17 protein-coding genes and 1 other RNA gene are annotated in these 16348 nt (G+C 64.8%); 6 read left to right on the top strand and 12 right to left on the bottom strand.

The genetic code is table 11. From position 1 onward, the window contains the following. Nucleotides 1-91 precede the first annotated feature (91 nt). A complete protein-coding gene (locus tag LDL32_RS13270; RefSeq protein ID WP_233067685.1) occupies nucleotides 92-1228 on the top strand; it encodes an Mrp/NBP35 family ATP-binding protein in 1137 nt (378 codons plus the stop codon). 285 nt (nucleotides 1229-1513) lie between these two features. On the opposite strand, the gene LDL32_RS13265 is transcribed toward LDL32_RS13270, so the two are convergent. From LDL32_RS13265 to queA, 5 genes are read right to left on the bottom strand one after another with little or no spacing between them, the layout of a single operon-like run. Continuing rightward, nucleotides 1514-2329: a TerB family tellurite resistance protein gene (locus LDL32_RS13265; RefSeq protein ID WP_233067683.1), complete on the bottom strand. Its 816-nt coding sequence runs from the start codon at nucleotides 2327-2329 to the stop codon at nucleotides 1514-1516. A 26-nt stretch (nucleotides 2330-2355) separates the two neighbouring features. After that, a complete protein-coding gene (locus tag LDL32_RS13260) occupies nucleotides 2356-2655 on the bottom strand; it encodes a ribbon-helix-helix domain-containing protein (protein ID WP_233067681.1) in 300 nt (99 codons plus the stop codon). Continuing rightward, nucleotides 2652-3728, bottom strand: coding sequence for a tRNA epoxyqueuosine(34) reductase QueG (gene queG / locus LDL32_RS13255; protein WP_233067679.1), 1077 nt, complete (start codon nucleotides 3726-3728; stop codon nucleotides 2652-2654). The genes LDL32_RS13260 and queG overlap by 4 nt, the downstream gene beginning before the upstream one ends. Then, complete coding sequence (gene tgt / locus LDL32_RS13250) at nucleotides 3728-4888, bottom strand: tRNA guanosine(34) transglycosylase Tgt (RefSeq protein WP_233067676.1); 1161 nt, start codon at nucleotides 4886-4888, stop codon at nucleotides 3728-3730. Before tgt ends, queG begins: the two co-directional genes overlap by 1 nt. Continuing rightward, nucleotides 4885-5943, bottom strand: coding sequence for a tRNA preQ1(34) S-adenosylmethionine ribosyltransferase-isomerase QueA (queA, locus tag LDL32_RS13245; protein WP_233067674.1), 1059 nt, complete (start codon nucleotides 5941-5943; stop codon nucleotides 4885-4887). The genes tgt and queA overlap by 4 nt, the downstream gene beginning before the upstream one ends. A gap of 199 nt (nucleotides 5944-6142) precedes the next feature. On the opposite strand from queA, the gene LDL32_RS13240 reads away from it, so the two are divergent. After that, on the top strand, nucleotides 6143-6370 hold the full coding sequence (locus tag LDL32_RS13240; RefSeq protein WP_233067672.1) for a hypothetical protein: 228 nt from the start codon (nucleotides 6143-6145) through the stop codon (nucleotides 6368-6370). A gap of 79 nt (nucleotides 6371-6449) precedes the next feature. Continuing rightward, nucleotides 6450-6944 (top strand): kinase inhibitor, encoded by a 495-nt coding sequence (locus tag LDL32_RS13235; protein WP_233067671.1) that lies wholly within the window; start codon nucleotides 6450-6452, stop codon nucleotides 6942-6944. Between the two features lie 128 nt (nucleotides 6945-7072). Here the strand turns inward: LDL32_RS13235 and LDL32_RS13230 are convergent, their stop codons facing one another. The 5 genes from LDL32_RS13230 to ssrA form a co-directional block, all read right to left on the bottom strand. Next, nucleotides 7073-7555 carry a TM2 domain-containing protein gene (locus tag LDL32_RS13230; RefSeq protein ID WP_233067669.1) on the bottom strand — a complete coding sequence of 161 codons (483 nt, stop codon included), beginning with the start codon at nucleotides 7553-7555 and terminating at the stop codon, nucleotides 7073-7075. A gap of 129 nt (nucleotides 7556-7684) precedes the next feature. Continuing rightward, on the bottom strand, nucleotides 7685-8077 hold the full coding sequence (locus LDL32_RS13225) for a VOC family protein (protein ID WP_233067667.1): 393 nt from the start codon (nucleotides 8075-8077) through the stop codon (nucleotides 7685-7687). Between the two features lie 63 nt (nucleotides 8078-8140). Further along, nucleotides 8141-9793 (bottom strand): fumarate hydratase, encoded by a 1653-nt coding sequence (locus LDL32_RS13220; protein WP_233067665.1) that lies wholly within the window; start codon nucleotides 9791-9793, stop codon nucleotides 8141-8143. Between the two features lie 100 nt (nucleotides 9794-9893). After that, nucleotides 9894-10487, bottom strand: coding sequence for an SspB family protein (locus LDL32_RS13215; RefSeq protein WP_233067663.1), 594 nt, complete (start codon nucleotides 10485-10487; stop codon nucleotides 9894-9896). A 191-nt stretch (nucleotides 10488-10678) separates the two neighbouring features. After that, nucleotides 10679-11002, bottom strand: a transfer-messenger RNA (tmRNA) gene (ssrA, locus tag LDL32_RS13210). 160 nt (nucleotides 11003-11162) lie between these two features. On the opposite strand from ssrA, the gene thyX reads away from it, so the two are divergent. From thyX to LDL32_RS13195, 3 genes are all read left to right on the top strand, one after another. Then, nucleotides 11163-12113: an FAD-dependent thymidylate synthase gene (gene thyX / locus LDL32_RS13205; protein ID WP_233067661.1), complete on the top strand. Its 951-nt coding sequence runs from the start codon at nucleotides 11163-11165 to the stop codon at nucleotides 12111-12113. A gap of 417 nt (nucleotides 12114-12530) precedes the next feature. Next, nucleotides 12531-13268 (top strand): VacJ family lipoprotein, encoded by a 738-nt coding sequence (locus tag LDL32_RS13200; protein WP_233068903.1) that lies wholly within the window; start codon nucleotides 12531-12533, stop codon nucleotides 13266-13268. 18 nt (nucleotides 13269-13286) lie between these two features. Beyond that, nucleotides 13287-13904, top strand: coding sequence for a phospholipid-binding protein MlaC (locus LDL32_RS13195; protein ID WP_233067658.1), 618 nt, complete (start codon nucleotides 13287-13289; stop codon nucleotides 13902-13904). Between the two features lie 124 nt (nucleotides 13905-14028). Here the strand turns inward: LDL32_RS13195 and LDL32_RS13190 are convergent, their stop codons facing one another. Then, complete coding sequence (locus LDL32_RS13190) at nucleotides 14029-14568, bottom strand: GNAT family N-acetyltransferase (protein WP_233067654.1); 540 nt, start codon at nucleotides 14566-14568, stop codon at nucleotides 14029-14031. A gap of 74 nt (nucleotides 14569-14642) precedes the next feature. Next, complete coding sequence (gene ettA / locus LDL32_RS13185) at nucleotides 14643-16322, bottom strand: energy-dependent translational throttle protein EttA (protein ID WP_233067653.1); 1680 nt, start codon at nucleotides 16320-16322, stop codon at nucleotides 14643-14645. Nucleotides 16323-16348 lie beyond the last annotated feature (26 nt).

Here is a 16348-nt window from a genome sequence, read left to right as displayed (position 1 = left end):
CAAATGATCCGCCCCACCGTTTCCTGACTCGACCACGGTGCCCCGTGCCTTCTATACCCGCACGGGCGCCAGAAACAGGGAGTGCATGACCATGACCAGTCCCGACCGGACAACCATAGAGAGCGTGCTGCGGCACGTCCGCACAGCCGACAGGACCGCCAGCGTGGCTGATCTGGGCAGGCTGGACGCCTTCATGGTGCGTGATGGCGTGCTTCATGTCGCCATCGCGACCGAGCGTGCGCATGCCGCGCGGCTGCAGGCCCTGCTTCCCGAACTCGAACGGGCCCTTTCCAGCGCCGTTCCCGCCTGCACAGGCGCCAGCGTCATCCTGACCGCGCACCGCCCGGCCCCGCCTGCGGCCGCCGAACCGCCGGCCGCCGCGGGGGGCCACCGCCCGCTCAACCTCGGGGGGGGCGCAGGCCGCCCCGCGACCGGCCCGCTCCTGCCCGATGTGAAGGTGGTCATTGCCGTGGCGTCGGGCAAGGGGGGTGTGGGCAAGTCCACCACTGCCGTGAATCTGGCCGTGGGGCTGGGGCTGGAGGGGCTGAAGGTCGGGCTTATGGATGCGGACGTGCATGGCCCCTCCCTGCCGCGCATGATGGGCATGACCACGCAGCCCGAAGTGCGTAACGGTCGCCTGATCCCGCCGCACAGATGGGGCATCAGCGCCATGTCCATCGGCATGCTGGTGGATGAAACCAAGGCCATGATCTGGCGCGGCCCGATGGTCATGGGGGCGATCGGCCAGTTGCTGGGCGATGTCGAATGGGGTGCGCTGGACGTGCTGGTGGTGGACATGCCGCCCGGCACGGGGGATGCGCAGCTGACCCTGGCGCAGAAAACCGCGCTGGCCGGTGCCGTGATCGTCTCCACCCCGCAGGATATCGCCCTGCTGGACGCACGGCGCGGCATTGCCATGTTCGAGAAGATGAACGTGCCCGTACTGGGCATGGTGGAGAACATGTCCTACTTCTGCTGCCCCAACTGCAACCACCGTACCGACCTGTTCGGCCATGGCGGGGCGAAGATGGAAGCAGAAAAGATGGGCGTGCCCTTTCTGGGCGAGATCCCGCTGCTGGCCGATATCCGCGCCAGCGCCGATGCGGGTGCGCCGATTGTCATCGCGGCGCCGGACAGTGCCGCGGGCCAGGCCTATCGCGCACTGGCCCATACGGTGGCGGGCGCGCTGCGCCGGCTGCTGGACAGGAAGCGCAGGCCGGCGACCTGATTGCGACCTGATAAACAGGCCAAAGATCCCGATTTCGTCGCCGGCGTTCACGGCACCACGCTCGACACGGCCCGTCACAACGGTGCCGTGGCCCGAGGTGATGATGAAGGTTTTTGGGTGCCGCTTTTTTCAGAAGGGCGGCGTTCCCCGAAGCTTTTTGAAAAAAGCTTCACCAAAAACTTCTTTATGATTCACGGACCGCGCGTGGTTGATGAAAGACATCCGCCATGGTGCAATGGCCGCCACGCTGCGGCTGGCAATACCGGACAGGCGGGTATTGAGGCCCTACAGTTTGCGGTCGCGCTTGATGCGGTCCCATGCCGCATTGATCTGGGCAATGCGGGCCGCACTCTCCGCCTGCTGGGCGGCGGTTGCGCCACGCGCGCTGAGCACATCGGGATGATGCTCACGCACCAGCCGGCGCCAGACCACGCGCACTTCCTCATCACCCACATCGCGCGCAACACCCAGCACGGCATAGGCATCGACCTCGCTCACGCCGGGGCGGGCACCCCCGTCACGCGCACGGTCCCATGCGCCGGGGCTGAGATTGAAGGCTTTATGCACGCCACGCAGGAAGGTTTCCTCCTGCGCGTTGATCTCACCATCCGCGCGCGCGATCACGAACAGGGAGGCCAGCGCTTCCTCCAGCATGCCGGTCTTGCTGGCAAAGGCACGGCCCAGTTCGGTGGCGAAGGCGCGGTAGTCATCCGTACGCTGGCGGGCACTGTCGAACAGGCGGCCCACGTCCTTCATGTTCTCGGGCGGCAGGTTGAAGCGGCGCTTGAAGGCATCGATCTCGGCACGGTTCACGGGACCATCGCACTTCGCCATCTTGGCGGACAGGATGATGATGACGAGGCCATACATCTGGTCACGCTTGCCCATGGCCGCCGCCATCTTGGCCGCCATGAAGGTGGCCGCCCCGTTGGGATCGGCATTGAGCCGCGGGCCCCAGCGGTCGGTCCACCCGCCCACCGGGGTTTCAAGCAGCGAGCCATTATCCGCCGCATGCCCCAGTGCCGTACCCACAACGGCGCCCATGGGGCCGCCAACCGCGAACCCCGCCACGCCACCAAAAAGTTTGCCCCAGATCGCCATGCCCCAGTACTAGCACGGATGGACGGTCAACCCAACCGATCTTCCCTGTCCGTATCTGGCATTTCCGGCAGGGCAGGCATCCATTCGCGCAATGCCTCCACCCGCAATGCCGATGCCAGCGGGCGGTCAGGCGGGCGCTGGCCATCAACCTGCCCCACCAGCCCCGCCAGCGTCAGGCCGCGCCCGTGGGCGATCAGTCGCAGGGCGTGCCAGAACTCCGGCTCCAGTGCCACGCTGGTGCGATGGCCCGACAGGTTGAGGCTGCGCTTGTGCAGCAGCCGTGCACCGCGCTGCGTGGGCAGCGGCAGGGGGGCGGACCCGCTCATTGCGGCAGCCGCCCCGCCGCCCACCGCGCCGCTTCAGCCACCACGGGGTCAGGGTCCGTGCACAGGGGTAGGACCGCGGGGCGGAGTGCGGGCTGCCCGCTATTGCCAATGGCCACCGCCACGTTGCGTACAAAACGTGCCCGCCCGATCCGCTTGACGGGCGAGCCGGAAAACCGTGCGCGGAAGCCCGCATCATCCAGTGCCGCAAGTTCCCCCAGCGCGGGTGCGCGCAGATCCTCCCGCGCGACCAGCTTCATGTGGCGGGTGGCCTGTGCGAAGCGGTTCCACGGACAGACGGCCAGGCAGTCATCACAGCCATAGATGCGGTTGCCCATGGCGGGGCGCAGGGCGTGGGGAATCGGCCCGCGGTTCTCGATGGTCAGGTAGGACAGGCACCGCCGCGCATCCATCACGCCGGGTTCGGGAAATGCATCGGTCGGGCACGCCACAAGGCAGCGCGTGCAGGTGCCGCATCCCCCGCCCGATGGGGCCGATTGCGGCAGGTCCAGCGTGGTATAGATCTCACCCAGGAACAGCCAGCTGCCATGCTGGCGCGAGACAAGCGATGTATGCTTGCCCTGCCAGCCCAGCCCCGCATTCTGCGCCAGCGGTTTTTCCATGACCGGGGCGGTATCGACAAATACCTTCACCTGCGTGTCGTCCATGCCCTGCCGCCGCCCCTCGTTCACCACGAACTGGGCAAGATGCTTGAGCATGCCCTTGACCACGTCATGGTAGTCCCGATTGCGGGCATAGACGGAAATATTGCCTGCCCCGGGCTGGCGGGTCGTGGCCAGCGGGTCGCCTTCGGGCGCGTAGTTCAGGCCAAGGGCGATCACGCTGCGGACTTCGGGCCACAGGCCGCGCGGGTCGCCGCGCTGTTCCATGCGCTGCGCCATCCAGCCCATGCTGCCCGCGAATCCGTTTTCCACAAACATGGCCAGCCGGGCACGCGCCGCATCATCCAGCCGGGCCGGGACAAATCCCACCGCGTCAAACCCCAGATGGCGCGCATGGTCGGCAATCCGCGCCGCCATGCGGGCGGGGTCAGGGCCGGGCGGCGCGCCTGCCATCAGGGCACCGGCGGAAAATCGGGATGGGGCATTTCGTCACCGCTCCAGTCATCCATCGCCCACTGGGCGCGCAGGTGGCCGGCATGGGCGGCAAACGCGCCATCGACAATCGCCGCCCGCATCCCGCGCATGAGCCGCTGGTAATAGGCAAGGTTATGCCACGTAAGCAGCATCGGGCCGAGAATTTCATTGGCCCGGAACAAGTGGTGCAGGTAGGCGCGGCTGTGGCGCGAACACGCCAGGCAGTCGCAATGCGGCGAGATGGGCCGCGAATCGGTGGCATGGCGTGCATTGCGCAGGTTGAGCGTGCCACGTTCGGTATAGGCGCGCGCCGTGCGCCCCGCCCGCGTGGGCATGACGCAGTCGAACATGTCCACGCCGCGTTCCACGGCACCCAGCAGGTCGTCTGGCGTGCCGACACCCATGAGGTAACGCGGACTGGCATCCGGTATCAGCGGCACGGTGGCCTCAAGGGTGGAGAACATGAGTTCCTGCCCCTCCCCCACCGCCAGGCCGCCAATGGCGTAGCCTTCAAACCCGATGCCCGTCAGCGCCTTCACGCTCTCGGCGCGCAGGTCCGGCTCGGTGCCGCCCTGGATGATGCCATACTGCGCGTAACCGGGGCGCTGGATGAACGCCGTGCGGCACCGCTCCGCCCAGCGCATGGACATGCGCATGGATTGTGCAATCACGTCGGGGGCGGCAGGCAGGGCGGGGCATTCATCAAAGCACATGCTGATGGTGGCATCGAGCGCATGCTGGATATCGGTCGAGCGCTCGGGCGTCAGGCGGTGTTTCGATCCATCAATGTGCGAGCGGAAGGTCACGCCGTCCTGGTCCAGCTTGCGCAGCGGGCCGAGCGACATGACCTGGAACCCGCCCGAATCGGTCAGGATCGGCCCGGGCCAGTCCATGAAGCGGTGCAGCCCGCCCAGTTCGCGCACCCGCTCGGCACCGGGACGCAGCATGAGATGATAGGTATTGCCCAGCACGATGCCCGCCCCCGTAGACCGCACGCTGTCCATCGTCATGGCCTTGACGGTGCCGACCGTGCCCACGGGCATGAAGGTCGGGGTGGCCACGCTGCCATGCGCGGTATCCAGCCAGCCCGCGCGGGCGTGGCCATCGCGGGCTTCGGGCCGCCAGCGGAATGCGGTCATGGCAGGTCTCCCTCACTGCGATGCAGCAGGCAGGCATCGCCATACGAATAGAAACGGTAGCCACTGGCTATGGCATGGGCATAGGCCGCCTGCATGCGGCGGTAGCCACCAAAGGCGCAGACCAGCATGAACAGCGTGGAGCGCGGCAGGTGGAAATTGGTCAGCAGCATGTCCACCGCGCGGAAGCGGTAGCCGGGCCTGATGAAGATGGCGGTCTCGCCATGGAAGGGATGCACGACCCCGTTCCCGTCCGTCGCACTTTCCAGAAGGCGCAGCGAGGTCGTGCCCACGGCAACGATCCGCCCCCCTGCCGCACGGGCCGCGTTGATACGCCGGGCCGCGTGCGGGGTGATGGTGCCACGCTCTGCATGCATGTGGTGGGCGGAAATCTGTTCGCTGCGCATGGGCAGGAACGTGCCCGCCCCCACATGCAGCGTCAGTGTCTGGCGGATCACACCGGCATGGTCGAGGGCGGCGAGCAGCGCGGGCGTGAAGTGCAGCCCCGCCGTGGGGGCGGCCACCGCACCCCGGTGCTGGGCGAAGATGGTGGCGTAGTCCCTGCGGTCCTGCTCGGTCGGGCCATCGGGGCGGGCAATATAGGGGGGCAGCGCCAGACGGCCCGCATCATGCAGGAACTGGTCGAAGGCCGCCCCCTCCACGCTGAAGCGCAGGGTCACGTCACCCGCATCGCCGCGCGCCAGCACTTCCGCCGTGACGGGGCTTTGGCCAAAGGCCAGCGTATCCCCGGGATGCAGGCGGCGTGCATTGCGCGCCAGCACATGCCACGTACCATCGGGCAGGATACGGTCGAGCGTGATGCCGATCCTTGCCTCCCCCCGCGTGGCGGAGAGCTGGGCGGGGATGACCGCCGTGTCGTTGGCGACCAGAATGTCGCCCGCGCGCAGGCAGCCGGGCAAGTCGCGCACATGGCGGTCCATGAGCGGGCCATCCACCGGCACGTCGAGCAGCCGCGCGCTGTCACGCGGGCGGGCCGGATGGTCGGCGATGCATTCGGGCGGGAGCGTGAAATCGAAATCAGAAACCAGGTCCGTCATGCGGCTCCCTTTACGGAATCCCCACGGCAGTTGCCAGCCCGAACTGCGCCCGGCACGCCACAGCGGTCAGCCATGGTGCCCGTGCATGCCGGTGTTGGACAGACACGACGGGGGAAGTCACAATGACACGGCGATTCCCGCACGGGAATTCCTTACCCCGCCCCATGCCGGGCGGCCAAACCTATGGAGACAGAGAGCCATGTCCTACGCCGCACTGGATGCCGTCCGTATCGCCAAGGCCTGCAAGACCGCGCTGCACGTGCTGGAAACGGTCGAGGAACAGGACCGCAACGAGACCTACCAGCGCAAGACCCTGATGATCCAGCGCATCGAGGCTCTGGCCCGCGCCGCCGCCGAGAGCAAGAATGGCGACCAGGCCATTACCCTGACATCGGAAGAATTCTGGCTGATCAGCCAGAACTGGTAAGACCGGCCACGCAAGACGCACACCGCCACCGTTGACCCCCGATCCGCGCGGGCCACCGCGTGGAAAGCAGGAAACCGACATGACGTTTACACTGACAAGCCGCTCCTTCCACGACGGGGACCGCCTGCCTGAAGCGCAGGTGTTCGAGGGCATGGGCTATTGCGGCGGCAACATTTCGCCGCCACTGGCATGGCAGGACCCGCCGGAAGGCACCAAAAGCTTCGCCATCACCCTGTATGATCCCGACGCGCCCACCGGCTCGGGCTGGTGGCACTGGGTGGTGATCAACATTCCGGCCACCGTGTCCTCCCTGCCTGCCGGGGCCGGATCGGGTGACAACAGCCTGCCCGAACCCGCCGAGATGACGCGCACCGACTTTGGCGGGAATGTCTATGGCGGTGCCGCCCCCCCGCCGGGGCCGGACCATCATTACATCTTCACCATCCATGCGCTGGATATCGAACGCATCGAACTGCCCAGTGATGCCTCGGGCGCCATGGTGGGCTTCGTGCTCAACCAGCACCGCCTCGGCTCGGCCACGCTGACCGCCGTATACGGCAAAAAACCAAAGTAACACGCCGGAACCATGACGCTGCCATGAAAGACCATGGCGGCGACAGCGGCACCCTGTGCGCCCCGTGCGGCAGGACCGGCCCCGGTGGTGGCCCATGCCCCTGCCGCACCGCCTGGTGCCGCGTCGGGTCAGAACCATTCCTTTTCATGGGCGACATGGGTCTCGTAAAAATCACTGTCCGATTTTGTCAGGTAGAGAATACATTCGACAAGCGCGATGACGCTCATGATTAAGGTCGGCAGCCCCAGCAGCACGAAGCCGCCCATCGAGGCGACCAGCATGACAAGCCCCGCGCGGCCATATCCCAGATAGAATTTGTGGAAGCCCATCCAGCCCAGGAAAAACGCCAGAACAGCCGCCACGATACGTGACCTGTCACCGCACGCGCCCGCCACGCGGTTCAGGCTGACACCGGAACTGCCGCTGGATGGCATGATGAAAATGGAACGGGCATTGCCATCTTCAGGCACGAAATCGACACGGACCCCGTTCGACAGGCCGCCGGAACCGGAACGGACATCCGTTCCCCTGAATATGTAGCGGTTACCGTCATCACCACCGATCAGGCCGGTTCCGGTCCGTGGATCATGGTGAAGAACCTGACCTCTCATGTTCCTTCTCCCGCCATGGCATTGTCCGGAACACTGTTCATTCCGCATGCCCTGCCATGGGCATGCAGGCCCCGCCGGGCAGCCGGACGGGCGGGTGCAGGCAGGGGCGGCAGTGCCGCCACCCGGCCCTTATCCCTGATAGGACGCGATCTCGATCAGGTTGCCATCGGGATCATTGCAGTAGACGGACGTGACCGGCCCCAGCGCGCCAAGGCGGGCCACCGGGCCTTCGGTCACGCGCACGCCGCACTGTTCAAGATGTTCGATCACGTCGGCGCTGTTGAGTGCCGTGGTAAAGCACAGGTCATTGGTACCCGGCAGCGCATCCTCCGCCGTGGTCCAGCCCTCGGCCCCGTGCGGGCGGAGGTTGATCTTCTGGCCACCGAATTTCAGGGCCGTGCGGTTGTTGCGCCCATATTCCTCGCGCTCCATGCCCAGCACGCGCTGGAACCATGAGGCCGAGACCTCCAGATCACGGACACTCACCACAAGGTGGTCAAGACGATCGACGGTAAAACGCATGGCGCTCCCTAACCCTCCGGTTGTCCGGCCCGACGGACGGGCCGGACGCACCGCAGGGGGCGTTCAGCCGGTCAGGCCATCATAAAAATCATTACCCTTGTCGTCGATCACGATAAAGGCCGGAAAATTCTCGACCTCGATCTTCCATACCGCTTCCATGCCCAGTTCGGGGTATTCCAGAACCTCGACCTTGCGGATGCAGTCCTGCGCCAGGCGGGCGGCCGGACCACCGACGGAGCCAAGGTAGAAACCGCCATATTCCTTGCATGCTTCACGCACGGCCTTGGAACGGTTACCCTTGGCCAGCATGACATAGGACCCGCCTGCCTTCTGCAGCATGGCAACATAGCTGTCCATGCGGCCTGCCGTGGTGGGACCGAAGGAACCGGTGGGCATGCCTTCGGGTGTCTTGGCGGGACCGGCGTAATAGACGGGATGATCCTTGAGATACTGGGGCAGGCCCTCACCCTTTTCCAGCCGTTCGCGGAATTTGGCATGCGCGATGTCACGCGCCACCACCATCGTGCCGGTCAGCGACAGGCGGGTGCGCACGGGATACTGCGACAGCTTGCGGCGGATCTCGTCCATCGGCTGGTTCAGGTCGATCTGCACCGCCTCCCCATCCAGATCCTCATCCGTGGTTTCGGGCAGGAAGCGGGCGGGGTCGGTCTCAAGCTGTTCAAGGAACACGCCATCGGCGGTGATCCGGGCCTTGACCTGACGGTCGGCCGAGCATGATACCCCGATTCCCACCGGCAGCGACGCGCCATGGCGCGGCAGGCGCACCACACGCACGTCATGGCAGAAATATTTGCCGCCAAACTGTGCGCCAATGCCCAGGCGCTGGGTCAGTTTGTGGATTTCCTCTTCCATCTCCAGATCACGGAAGGCGTGGCCATGCGCGCTGCCTTCGGTCGGCAGGCTGTCCAGCCAGCGGGTGGAGGCCAGCTTCACGGTCTCGAGGTTCTGTTCGGCGGACATCCCACCGATCACCACGGCAAGATGGTATGGCGGGCAGGCCGACGTGCCCAGCGTGCGGATCTTGCCATCCAGCCACTTCAGCAGGTTTTCCTTGCTGGACAGCAAGGCGCGGGTTTCCTGGAACAGGAAGGTCTTGTTGGCCGACCCGCCACCCTTGGCGATGAACATGAGATCCATCTGCTCGGCATGGTAGTCACCGGGTGTTGCCGAGATATGGAACTGCACCGGCAGGTTGGTGCCGGTGTTCACTTCCTCGAACATCGACACCGGCGCCATCTGGGAATAGCGCAGCGAGGTGCCGGTATAGGTGTCGTACACCCCGCGGGAGAAGGCTTCCTCCTCGTTCCCATCCACCCACACGCGCTGGCCCTTCTTGCCATACACGATGGCGGTGCCGGTATCCTGGCACATGGGCAGCACGCCGCCTGCGGCGATGCAGGCGTTCTTGAGCAGGTCCAGCGCCACGAAGCGGTCGTTTTCCGATGCTTCGGGGTCTTTGAGGATCTTGGCAAGCTGGGCCAGATGGCCGGGGCGCAGCAGGTGCGCCACGTCATTGAACGCGCGCGCGGCCAGCGCGGTCAGGGCCTCGGGCCGGACATGGACCACCGTGCGGCCACCGAGGACCGAGGTTGTAATCCCCTCGATCTCCAGTTTCTTCCACGGTGTGTCATCATCATGCAGCGGAAAGAGCGGGCCATAGACAAATGGCTTGCGCGTGGGTGCGGATACATTCAACGGACGTCTCCTGCCTGTTCCCCCGGATTGTTTCCGGGTGGCGGCGTTCAGGTTCAGGGCGCGCCCGGCGCATCCGGCGCGCCCGGATGGAAAATGTGGCTCAGCCCGGCCCTCCCGGCCCCTTCCTGCGGAAGGCGGCAAGGCTTACGACCTGCGGGCTTTCCGCCTCCTGCGGCTGCGCGTCCCCTTCCTGCCCGGCCTGAGGCGCTGCCTCATGCGCGGGGGAAGACAGTGCGCCGGCGGGCTGCACCGGCACCACATTGGGCGTGCCGTCGGCCACGGGGGGCTGTTCGGGCACGCTGAAACGCAGGGCAAGGCGGATATGCGGATCGGCAAAAGCCGACACGGCGGCCACCGGAATGACCAGCGTGGATGCGACGCCCCCGAATGACAGCCCGACCGAGATGACCTGCCGGGCACGATCCACCTTCAGGTCCCAGAACTGGTGCTGGAGTACGATCGTGATCTCGTGCGGGTACTGGGCACGCAGGCGGTCGGGCATGCCGACACCGGGCCAGTCGGTGCGGAAGGTCAGGTAGAAATGATGATCACCCGGCAGGCCATGTTCGGCAGCGTGCTCGAGCGCACGCAGCATGACCTGGCGATAGGCATCCTCGATCCAGGAGTCATAGGGCATGAGGCTGTCGGGGATGGCGGTGTCAAAACCGTTTTCCTCGTCATGATCATCGGACATTTCGGACTTCTCCGTACATCCGCCCCGACGATGGACCGCCGGGCCGGATTTTTGCAGACATGCGGGTTCGGACCACGCCGTGCCACAGCTTCAAGCTGTGCGTCAAACTTCGGGGCGTGGCAAGCCGCAGGGGTGCGGCATCCCTTCACGAAGCGGATACCGGGGACAAGCCTAGCATGGGAAAAGGAAAAGGTGGGAGGGCTTCTGTTGCCCGGTGCCCTCCCGAACCGCGCTTATCGCTTATGCAGCGACAGCGAGCACCTCAGAGTTATCGTTGGCACTTGTGATTTAGCCCGATAACGGTGGTACAATGCCGGGCAAAAGGCGGGTCTTTACCATGCGTGTCGAGCCTGTTTCGTCCCCATGTTCCCCATCTGGGGGGAAATTGGTGGAGACGCCGGGTACCGCCCCCGGGTCCACAACACTTATTCCACGCGCCGTTTATCGCCATAGCCAAGGGGCAAGCCCCTCCGGCACTTCCGCATATAGGGCGTGCCCCCGCATCTGGCAAGGGCGCAGGCAGCGCGGGAACATGTGCGCCGGAATTCTCCCGGCCCCTGTCATGATGCCGCCGCAAAGACCGACCAGAGCAGCATGACCGGGACAGGCCATGCAGGATATGGTATGGGCCGCGTCCTTATGGCTATGATCGACACAGACGGGACGGGACGACGCATGTTTTCCAGTGAGCAGAAATCGGCAATCGAGGCAGCCCGCGCCGGATGGGCGCAGACCCGCCGCCTTGTCGTCCCGGCGGTGGAAGACGTGCTGTATTCCCCCATCCCCGTGCTGGAAACGGGCTTTGTCCGCGCGGTGGACTACATGGGCGGCGACAGCGGCATCGTGCAGGGCGCGCGCGTATCCTATGGCAAGGGCACGCGCAGCACGTCCGATGACCGGGGGCTGATCCGCTATCTCATGCGCCACCGCCACACCAGCCCGTTTGAACTCGCGGTGCTCAAGCTGCATGTGCGCGCGCCCATTTTCGTCACCCGCCAGTGGTTCCGCCACCGCACCGCCAGCATCAATGAATATTCGGCACGCTATTCGGTGCTGGAGAAGGAATTCTATTTCCCCCGCCCCGAGGACATCGCCGCCCAGTCCACGAACAACAAGCAGGGCCGCGCCGACACCCTGCCACCCGGGCAGGCGCAGCAGGTGCTCGACATCCTGCGTGACGACGCTTCGCGCTGCTACGACCATTACCTCGACCTGCTCAACGAGGACGAGCATGGCGAAAGGCGTGACCCGGACCGCCCCGCCATCGCGCGCGAGCTTGCGCGCATGAACCTGCCGGTCAACATCATGACCCAGTTCTACTGGCAGATTAACCTGTGGAACCTGCTGCACTTCCTGCGCCTGCGCGCGGACAGCCACGCCCAGTACGAAATCCGCGCCTATGCCGACGCCATCCTGCAGATCGTGGAAAAATGGGCCCCGCTGACATTTGAGGCCTTTACCGACTACATGCGTGACGCCGTGCTGCTGTCCGGCCCGGCGCTGCGCGTGCTGCGCGCGGCCATGGGGGGCGAGCCGGTCGATGCGGCGGCGGAAGGGCTGTCAAAACGGGAAATACGCGAACTGGCCGATACCTTTCCCCAGATCGCACCCCGGCTGATGGGCTGAAGGCCGCTCCGCTTCAACAAACCGTGATCTGACGCCACCCTCCCCGTGCCGTGACGTTTGGGACGTGTGGATTTTACATCACACTCAACGCGGCAATTCTGCCATCATCATGCGCCGACAGGCCCCGTGGGCGCGGGTTCGCGCCCATGTGCCCCGTGCAGGGCAGGCACAATCTTTCCCTCTGGCCGGGCAAGCGGATTGCACAACAGCCATCCCATGCTAGAGAGTGACGCTGGAAAGGGGCGTCATTGCCCGGTTCAGGATTCTTGCAAACGCATTGGGCCACCCCGCCATGCCATGGCGGGCAAGCGAAGACAGAGGGAAGCGGAAACGAGTATGCGCGCAGAGACAGGATCGAATTCTTGGTCGTCCCGCCCGTTCCCGTCCCCACGTCGTTCGGCGCTTCGCGTCGCGGGGGTGGCACTTGGACTGCTCGGGCTTGCCTCGTGCGCGGCCCCGCCGCCAAAGGACCCCGATGCGCTGGCTGAATACAAGGAAGCCAACGACAAGTACGAAAAGCTGAACCGCAAGGCCTTCGGCCTGACCATGTGGGCCAACAAATACACCCTGCGCCCGGTGGCCAAGGCCTATATCTGGGCCGTGCCGCGCCCGCTGCGCAATTCGTTCGGCAGCCTGTACCAGACCATGAACGAACCGGTGGTGTTCTTCAACGACGTGGGCGCCGGTCGTCCCCGCCGTGCGGGCGATGCCTTCGTGCGCTGGTGCATCAACATGACGGCGGGCATTGGCGGCCTGATCGACGTGGCCAATTACGCGGGCTACAAGCATCACGACAACGATGCCGGGCTGACGCTCGCCACATGGGGCGTTCCCTCCGGCCCCTACCTGTTCCTGCCGGTGCTCGGCCCGTCCTCCTTCCGTGACGGGGTGGGCTATGGCATCGATGTGGGCCTGTCTCCATGGAACTACGTGCCCCGTGGTTATGGGCTGTTAACCTTCAACTGGGCCTATAACATCATGGGCACCATCAACGGCATGGCGACCAATGTCGACGCGCTGGACCAGGTCATGAAGGATTCGCTTGATCCCTACGCCACCATCCGCAGTGCCTACCAGCAGCAGCGCAAGGCGATGGCGGAAGCCATAAAGAACGACCATCGGGCCACCGTGCCCGACTGGTACCACACCAGATAATAAAAAAGGGACAAAGCGATGCAGTCATCCATCCCCCGTCGCCACGCACTGGCTCTGCTGGCAGCAACGTCCGCCGCCATGCCTGTTGCTTCAGCATGGGCGGTTGATGCCGGCGCGCAGGCCCGCTCCTTTGTCACCATGTTTGGCAACAAGCTGGTTGCCATTGTCAACAGCGACATCCCGCTGGAAAAGAAGAAGGCCGATATCCTGCCGCTTCTGGGCCAGTACGTGGATGTGGACGCCATCGGCCGCTACTGCCTGGGCCGCTACTGGCGCACCGCCACCCCCGATCAGCAGGACCGCTACCTCAAGCTGTTCCACCAGGTGCTGGTCAACGCCATTACCGACAAGATCGGCGACTACCGTGGCGTGACCTTCGTGGTGGGTTCCAGTGCCCCCTCGGGCGATGACACTGCGGTTTCCACCGTCATCAACCGCCCCGGCCAGCCCGGTGCCGATACGCAGTGGATCATCAGCACAGCAAGCGGCAGCCCCAAGGTGGTGGATGTGGTAGGCGAAGGCGCCAGCCTGCGCCTGACCCAGCGGCAGGATTACAGCTCCTTCATCGCGCGCAATGGTGGCAATGTGGACGGGCTGCTGCATGCGCTGGACAAGCAGATCGCCAACCATCACTAGGCCCGGCCAGACGGGCCGCATGCACCCCGCAATGGTGGCAGGACAGCACGGATAACCGGAAAGCCGGTACTGCTACCGGCTTTTTTTATGTCTGTAACGGCCTGCGCCGGCACGCATCCTTCATTCAGTGCATGCGCGCCCCATCCATGCGGGGGCGGGTGCTGTGATAGAGCAGGATGTCCGCGCGCCCGTGCCCGTCCTGCGGTGTCGGGATGTCGCACACACGCATGCCTGCGCCGCCAAAGACCTGCCGGGCCACGATATCCTCCGCCCTTGCATAGGCAATGACATGCTCCACGCCCCCCGCATGCGCGAAGGCCAGCGCCATGGTGGTCGCCTCACGCGACAGGGCGGTATCGCGGGCCTGCGGCAGGATGGCGAACTGCATTTCGTGACGGTCCGGCGTGGTGGTGGATGGCTGCACGCCCGCAAGGCCGATGAAATGACCCTGATGGCGGACGGCGAACATGCCGACACCCTCCCGCCCCCATGTCATGAGGTCGGTCATCATGTCCTGTTCGCTCAGGGCACGATTGCACACGCCCCCTGCCAGCCGCCCGGTCACACCGGCACTGGCCTTGAGCCTGACCACATCTTCCAGATCGGTCCATGAAACGGGATCAAGCCTCAGCCGGGCCGTCTGTATGCTGTTCCTGCACCCCATGACTGCCTCCATAACGGCAGGAGTAAAGACCTGACCGTCATTGAGGCAGATAAGATTACGGATGGCAAATGGAATCAGCGTTCGATGGGGCGGTACTTGATCCGGCTCGGCTCGGTCGCATCCGGGCCCAGGCGGCGGCGCTTGTCTTCCTCATACGCCTGGAAGTTACCCTCGAACCACTCGACATGGCTGTCGCCTTCAAAGGCAAGGATATGGGTTGCCAGACGGTCAAGGAACCAGCGGTCATGGCTGATGATGACCGCGCAGCCCGCGAATTCGGCCAGGGCCTCCTCCAGCGCGCGCAGGGTATCGACATCAAGATCGTTGGTCGGCTCATCGAGCAGGATGACATTGCTTTCCTGCCGCAGCATCTTGGCCAGGTGTACGCGGTTGCGCTCACCACCTGACAGCACGCCCACCTTCTTCTGCTGGTCCGGCCCCTTGAAGTTGAAGGCACCCACGTAAGCGCGCGACGGCACGGCCCGCTTGCCCAGATAGATGACATCCGTCCCGCCGGAGATTTCCTCCCACACGGTCTTGTCGTCATCCAGGCTGAAGCGCGACTGGTCCACGTAGCCCAGCTTTACCGTCTCACCAATGGTCAGCTTGCCGCTATCAGGCGTTTCCTGCCCCATGATCATCTTGAACAGGGTGGACTTGCCCGCACCGTTCGGCCCGATCACGCCAACGATGCCACCCGGCGGCAGCTTGAAGTTCAGGTCATCGATCAGCAGGCGGTTGCCAAAGCCCTTGCGCAGGTCCTCGGCCTCGATCACCGTACCGCCAAGGCGGGGACCGGGCGGGATGACGATATCGGCCACGCCACCGCCCTTCTCGTTATTCTGGGCCAGCATTTCCTCATACCGTGCAATACGGGACTTGCTCTTGGCCTGTCGCGCCTTGGGGGAGGAACCGATCCATTCCTGCTCGGCGGCAAGGGCGCGCTGGCGGGCACTTTCTTCCTTCTCTTCCTGCGCCAGCCGCTTGCGCTTCTGGGTCAGCCAGGAGGAGTAGTTGCCCTCAAACGGATAGCCACGGCCGCGCTCGAGTTCGAGAATCCAGTTGGTGACGTTATCGAGGAAGTAACGGTCATGGGTAATGACCATCACGGTGCCTTCGTAGTCACGCAGCGTCTTTTCCAGCCATGATACACTTTCGGCATCAAGGTGGTTGGTCGGTTCATCGAGCAGCAGCAGGTCGGGCTTTTCCAGCAGCAGGCGGCACAGCGCCACGCGGCGGCGCTCACCACCGGACAGTTTATCGACCGGGCTGTCGGCAGGCGGGCAGCGCAGGGCTTCGAGTGCGATCTCGAGCTTGCGGTCCAGTTCCCAGCCATCGCCCGCATCGATCACTTCCTGCAGTTCGGCCTGTTCGGCCAGCAGGGTGTTCATCTCATCATCGGACATGGGCTCGGCGAACTTCATCGAGATCTCGTTGAAGCGGTCCACGGCCTTTTTCAGTTCGCCAAAGCCCAGCGCCACGTTCTCGCCAACCGTCAGGCTTTCATCCAGCTTGGGTTCCTGTTCCAGGTAGCCCACGCGTGCGCCTTCGGCCGCCCATGCCTCGCCGCCGAATTCCTTTTCCACGCCCGCCATGATCTTGAGCAGGGTGGACTTGCCCGCGCCGTTCACGCCCAGCACGCCGATCTTCACACCCGGCAGGAAGGACAGGGTGATGCCCTTGAAGACCTCACGCCCACCCGGATACGCCTTGGTCAGGTCCTTCATCACATAGACATATTGCGTGGCGGCCATGATGGTCGGCTCCTGATAACTGAGGA

Source organism: Komagataeibacter sp. FNDCF1 (assembly GCF_021295335.1).
Taxonomy (GTDB): Bacteria; Pseudomonadota; Alphaproteobacteria; order Acetobacterales; family Acetobacteraceae; genus Komagataeibacter.
The sequence above is the reverse complement of the archived record's forward strand: the minus strand, read 5'-3'. Positions and strand labels throughout refer to the sequence as shown.

Bases quoted from the DNA above. Each gene is read 5' to 3' on its own strand.
- LDL32_RS13270 (WP_233067685.1), top strand. From the start codon at position 92: ATGACCAGTCCCGACCGGACAACCATAGAGAGCGTGCTGCGGCACGTC.
- LDL32_RS13265 (WP_233067683.1), bottom strand. From the start codon at position 2,329: ATGGCGATCTGGGGCAAACTTTTTGGTGGCGTGGCGGGGTTCGCGGTT.
- LDL32_RS13260 (WP_233067681.1), bottom strand. From the start codon at position 2,655: ATGAGCGGGTCCGCCCCCCTGCCGCTGCCCACGCAGCGCGGTGCACGG.
- queG (WP_233067679.1), bottom strand. From the start codon at position 3,728: ATGGCAGGCGCGCCGCCCGGCCCTGACCCCGCCCGCATGGCGGCGCGG.
- tgt (WP_233067676.1), bottom strand. From the start codon at position 4,888: ATGACCGCATTCCGCTGGCGGCCCGAAGCCCGCGATGGCCACGCCCGC.
- queA (WP_233067674.1), bottom strand. From the start codon at position 5,943: ATGACGGACCTGGTTTCTGATTTCGATTTCACGCTCCCGCCCGAATGC.
- LDL32_RS13240 (WP_233067672.1), top strand. From the start codon at position 6,143: ATGTCCTACGCCGCACTGGATGCCGTCCGTATCGCCAAGGCCTGCAAG.
- LDL32_RS13235 (WP_233067671.1), top strand. From the start codon at position 6,450: ATGACGTTTACACTGACAAGCCGCTCCTTCCACGACGGGGACCGCCTG.
- LDL32_RS13230 (WP_233067669.1), bottom strand. From the start codon at position 7,555: ATGAGAGGTCAGGTTCTTCACCATGATCCACGGACCGGAACCGGCCTG.
- LDL32_RS13225 (WP_233067667.1), bottom strand. From the start codon at position 8,077: ATGCGTTTTACCGTCGATCGTCTTGACCACCTTGTGGTGAGTGTCCGT.
- LDL32_RS13215 (WP_233067663.1), bottom strand. From the start codon at position 10,487: ATGTCCGATGATCATGACGAGGAAAACGGTTTTGACACCGCCATCCCC.
- thyX (WP_233067661.1), top strand. From the start codon at position 11,163: ATGTTTTCCAGTGAGCAGAAATCGGCAATCGAGGCAGCCCGCGCCGGA.
- LDL32_RS13195 (WP_233067658.1), top strand. From the start codon at position 13,287: ATGCAGTCATCCATCCCCCGTCGCCACGCACTGGCTCTGCTGGCAGCA.
- LDL32_RS13190 (WP_233067654.1), bottom strand. From the start codon at position 14,568: ATGGGGTGCAGGAACAGCATACAGACGGCCCGGCTGAGGCTTGATCCC.
- ettA (WP_233067653.1), bottom strand. From the start codon at position 16,322: ATGGCCGCCACGCAATATGTCTATGTGATGAAGGACCTGACCAAGGCG.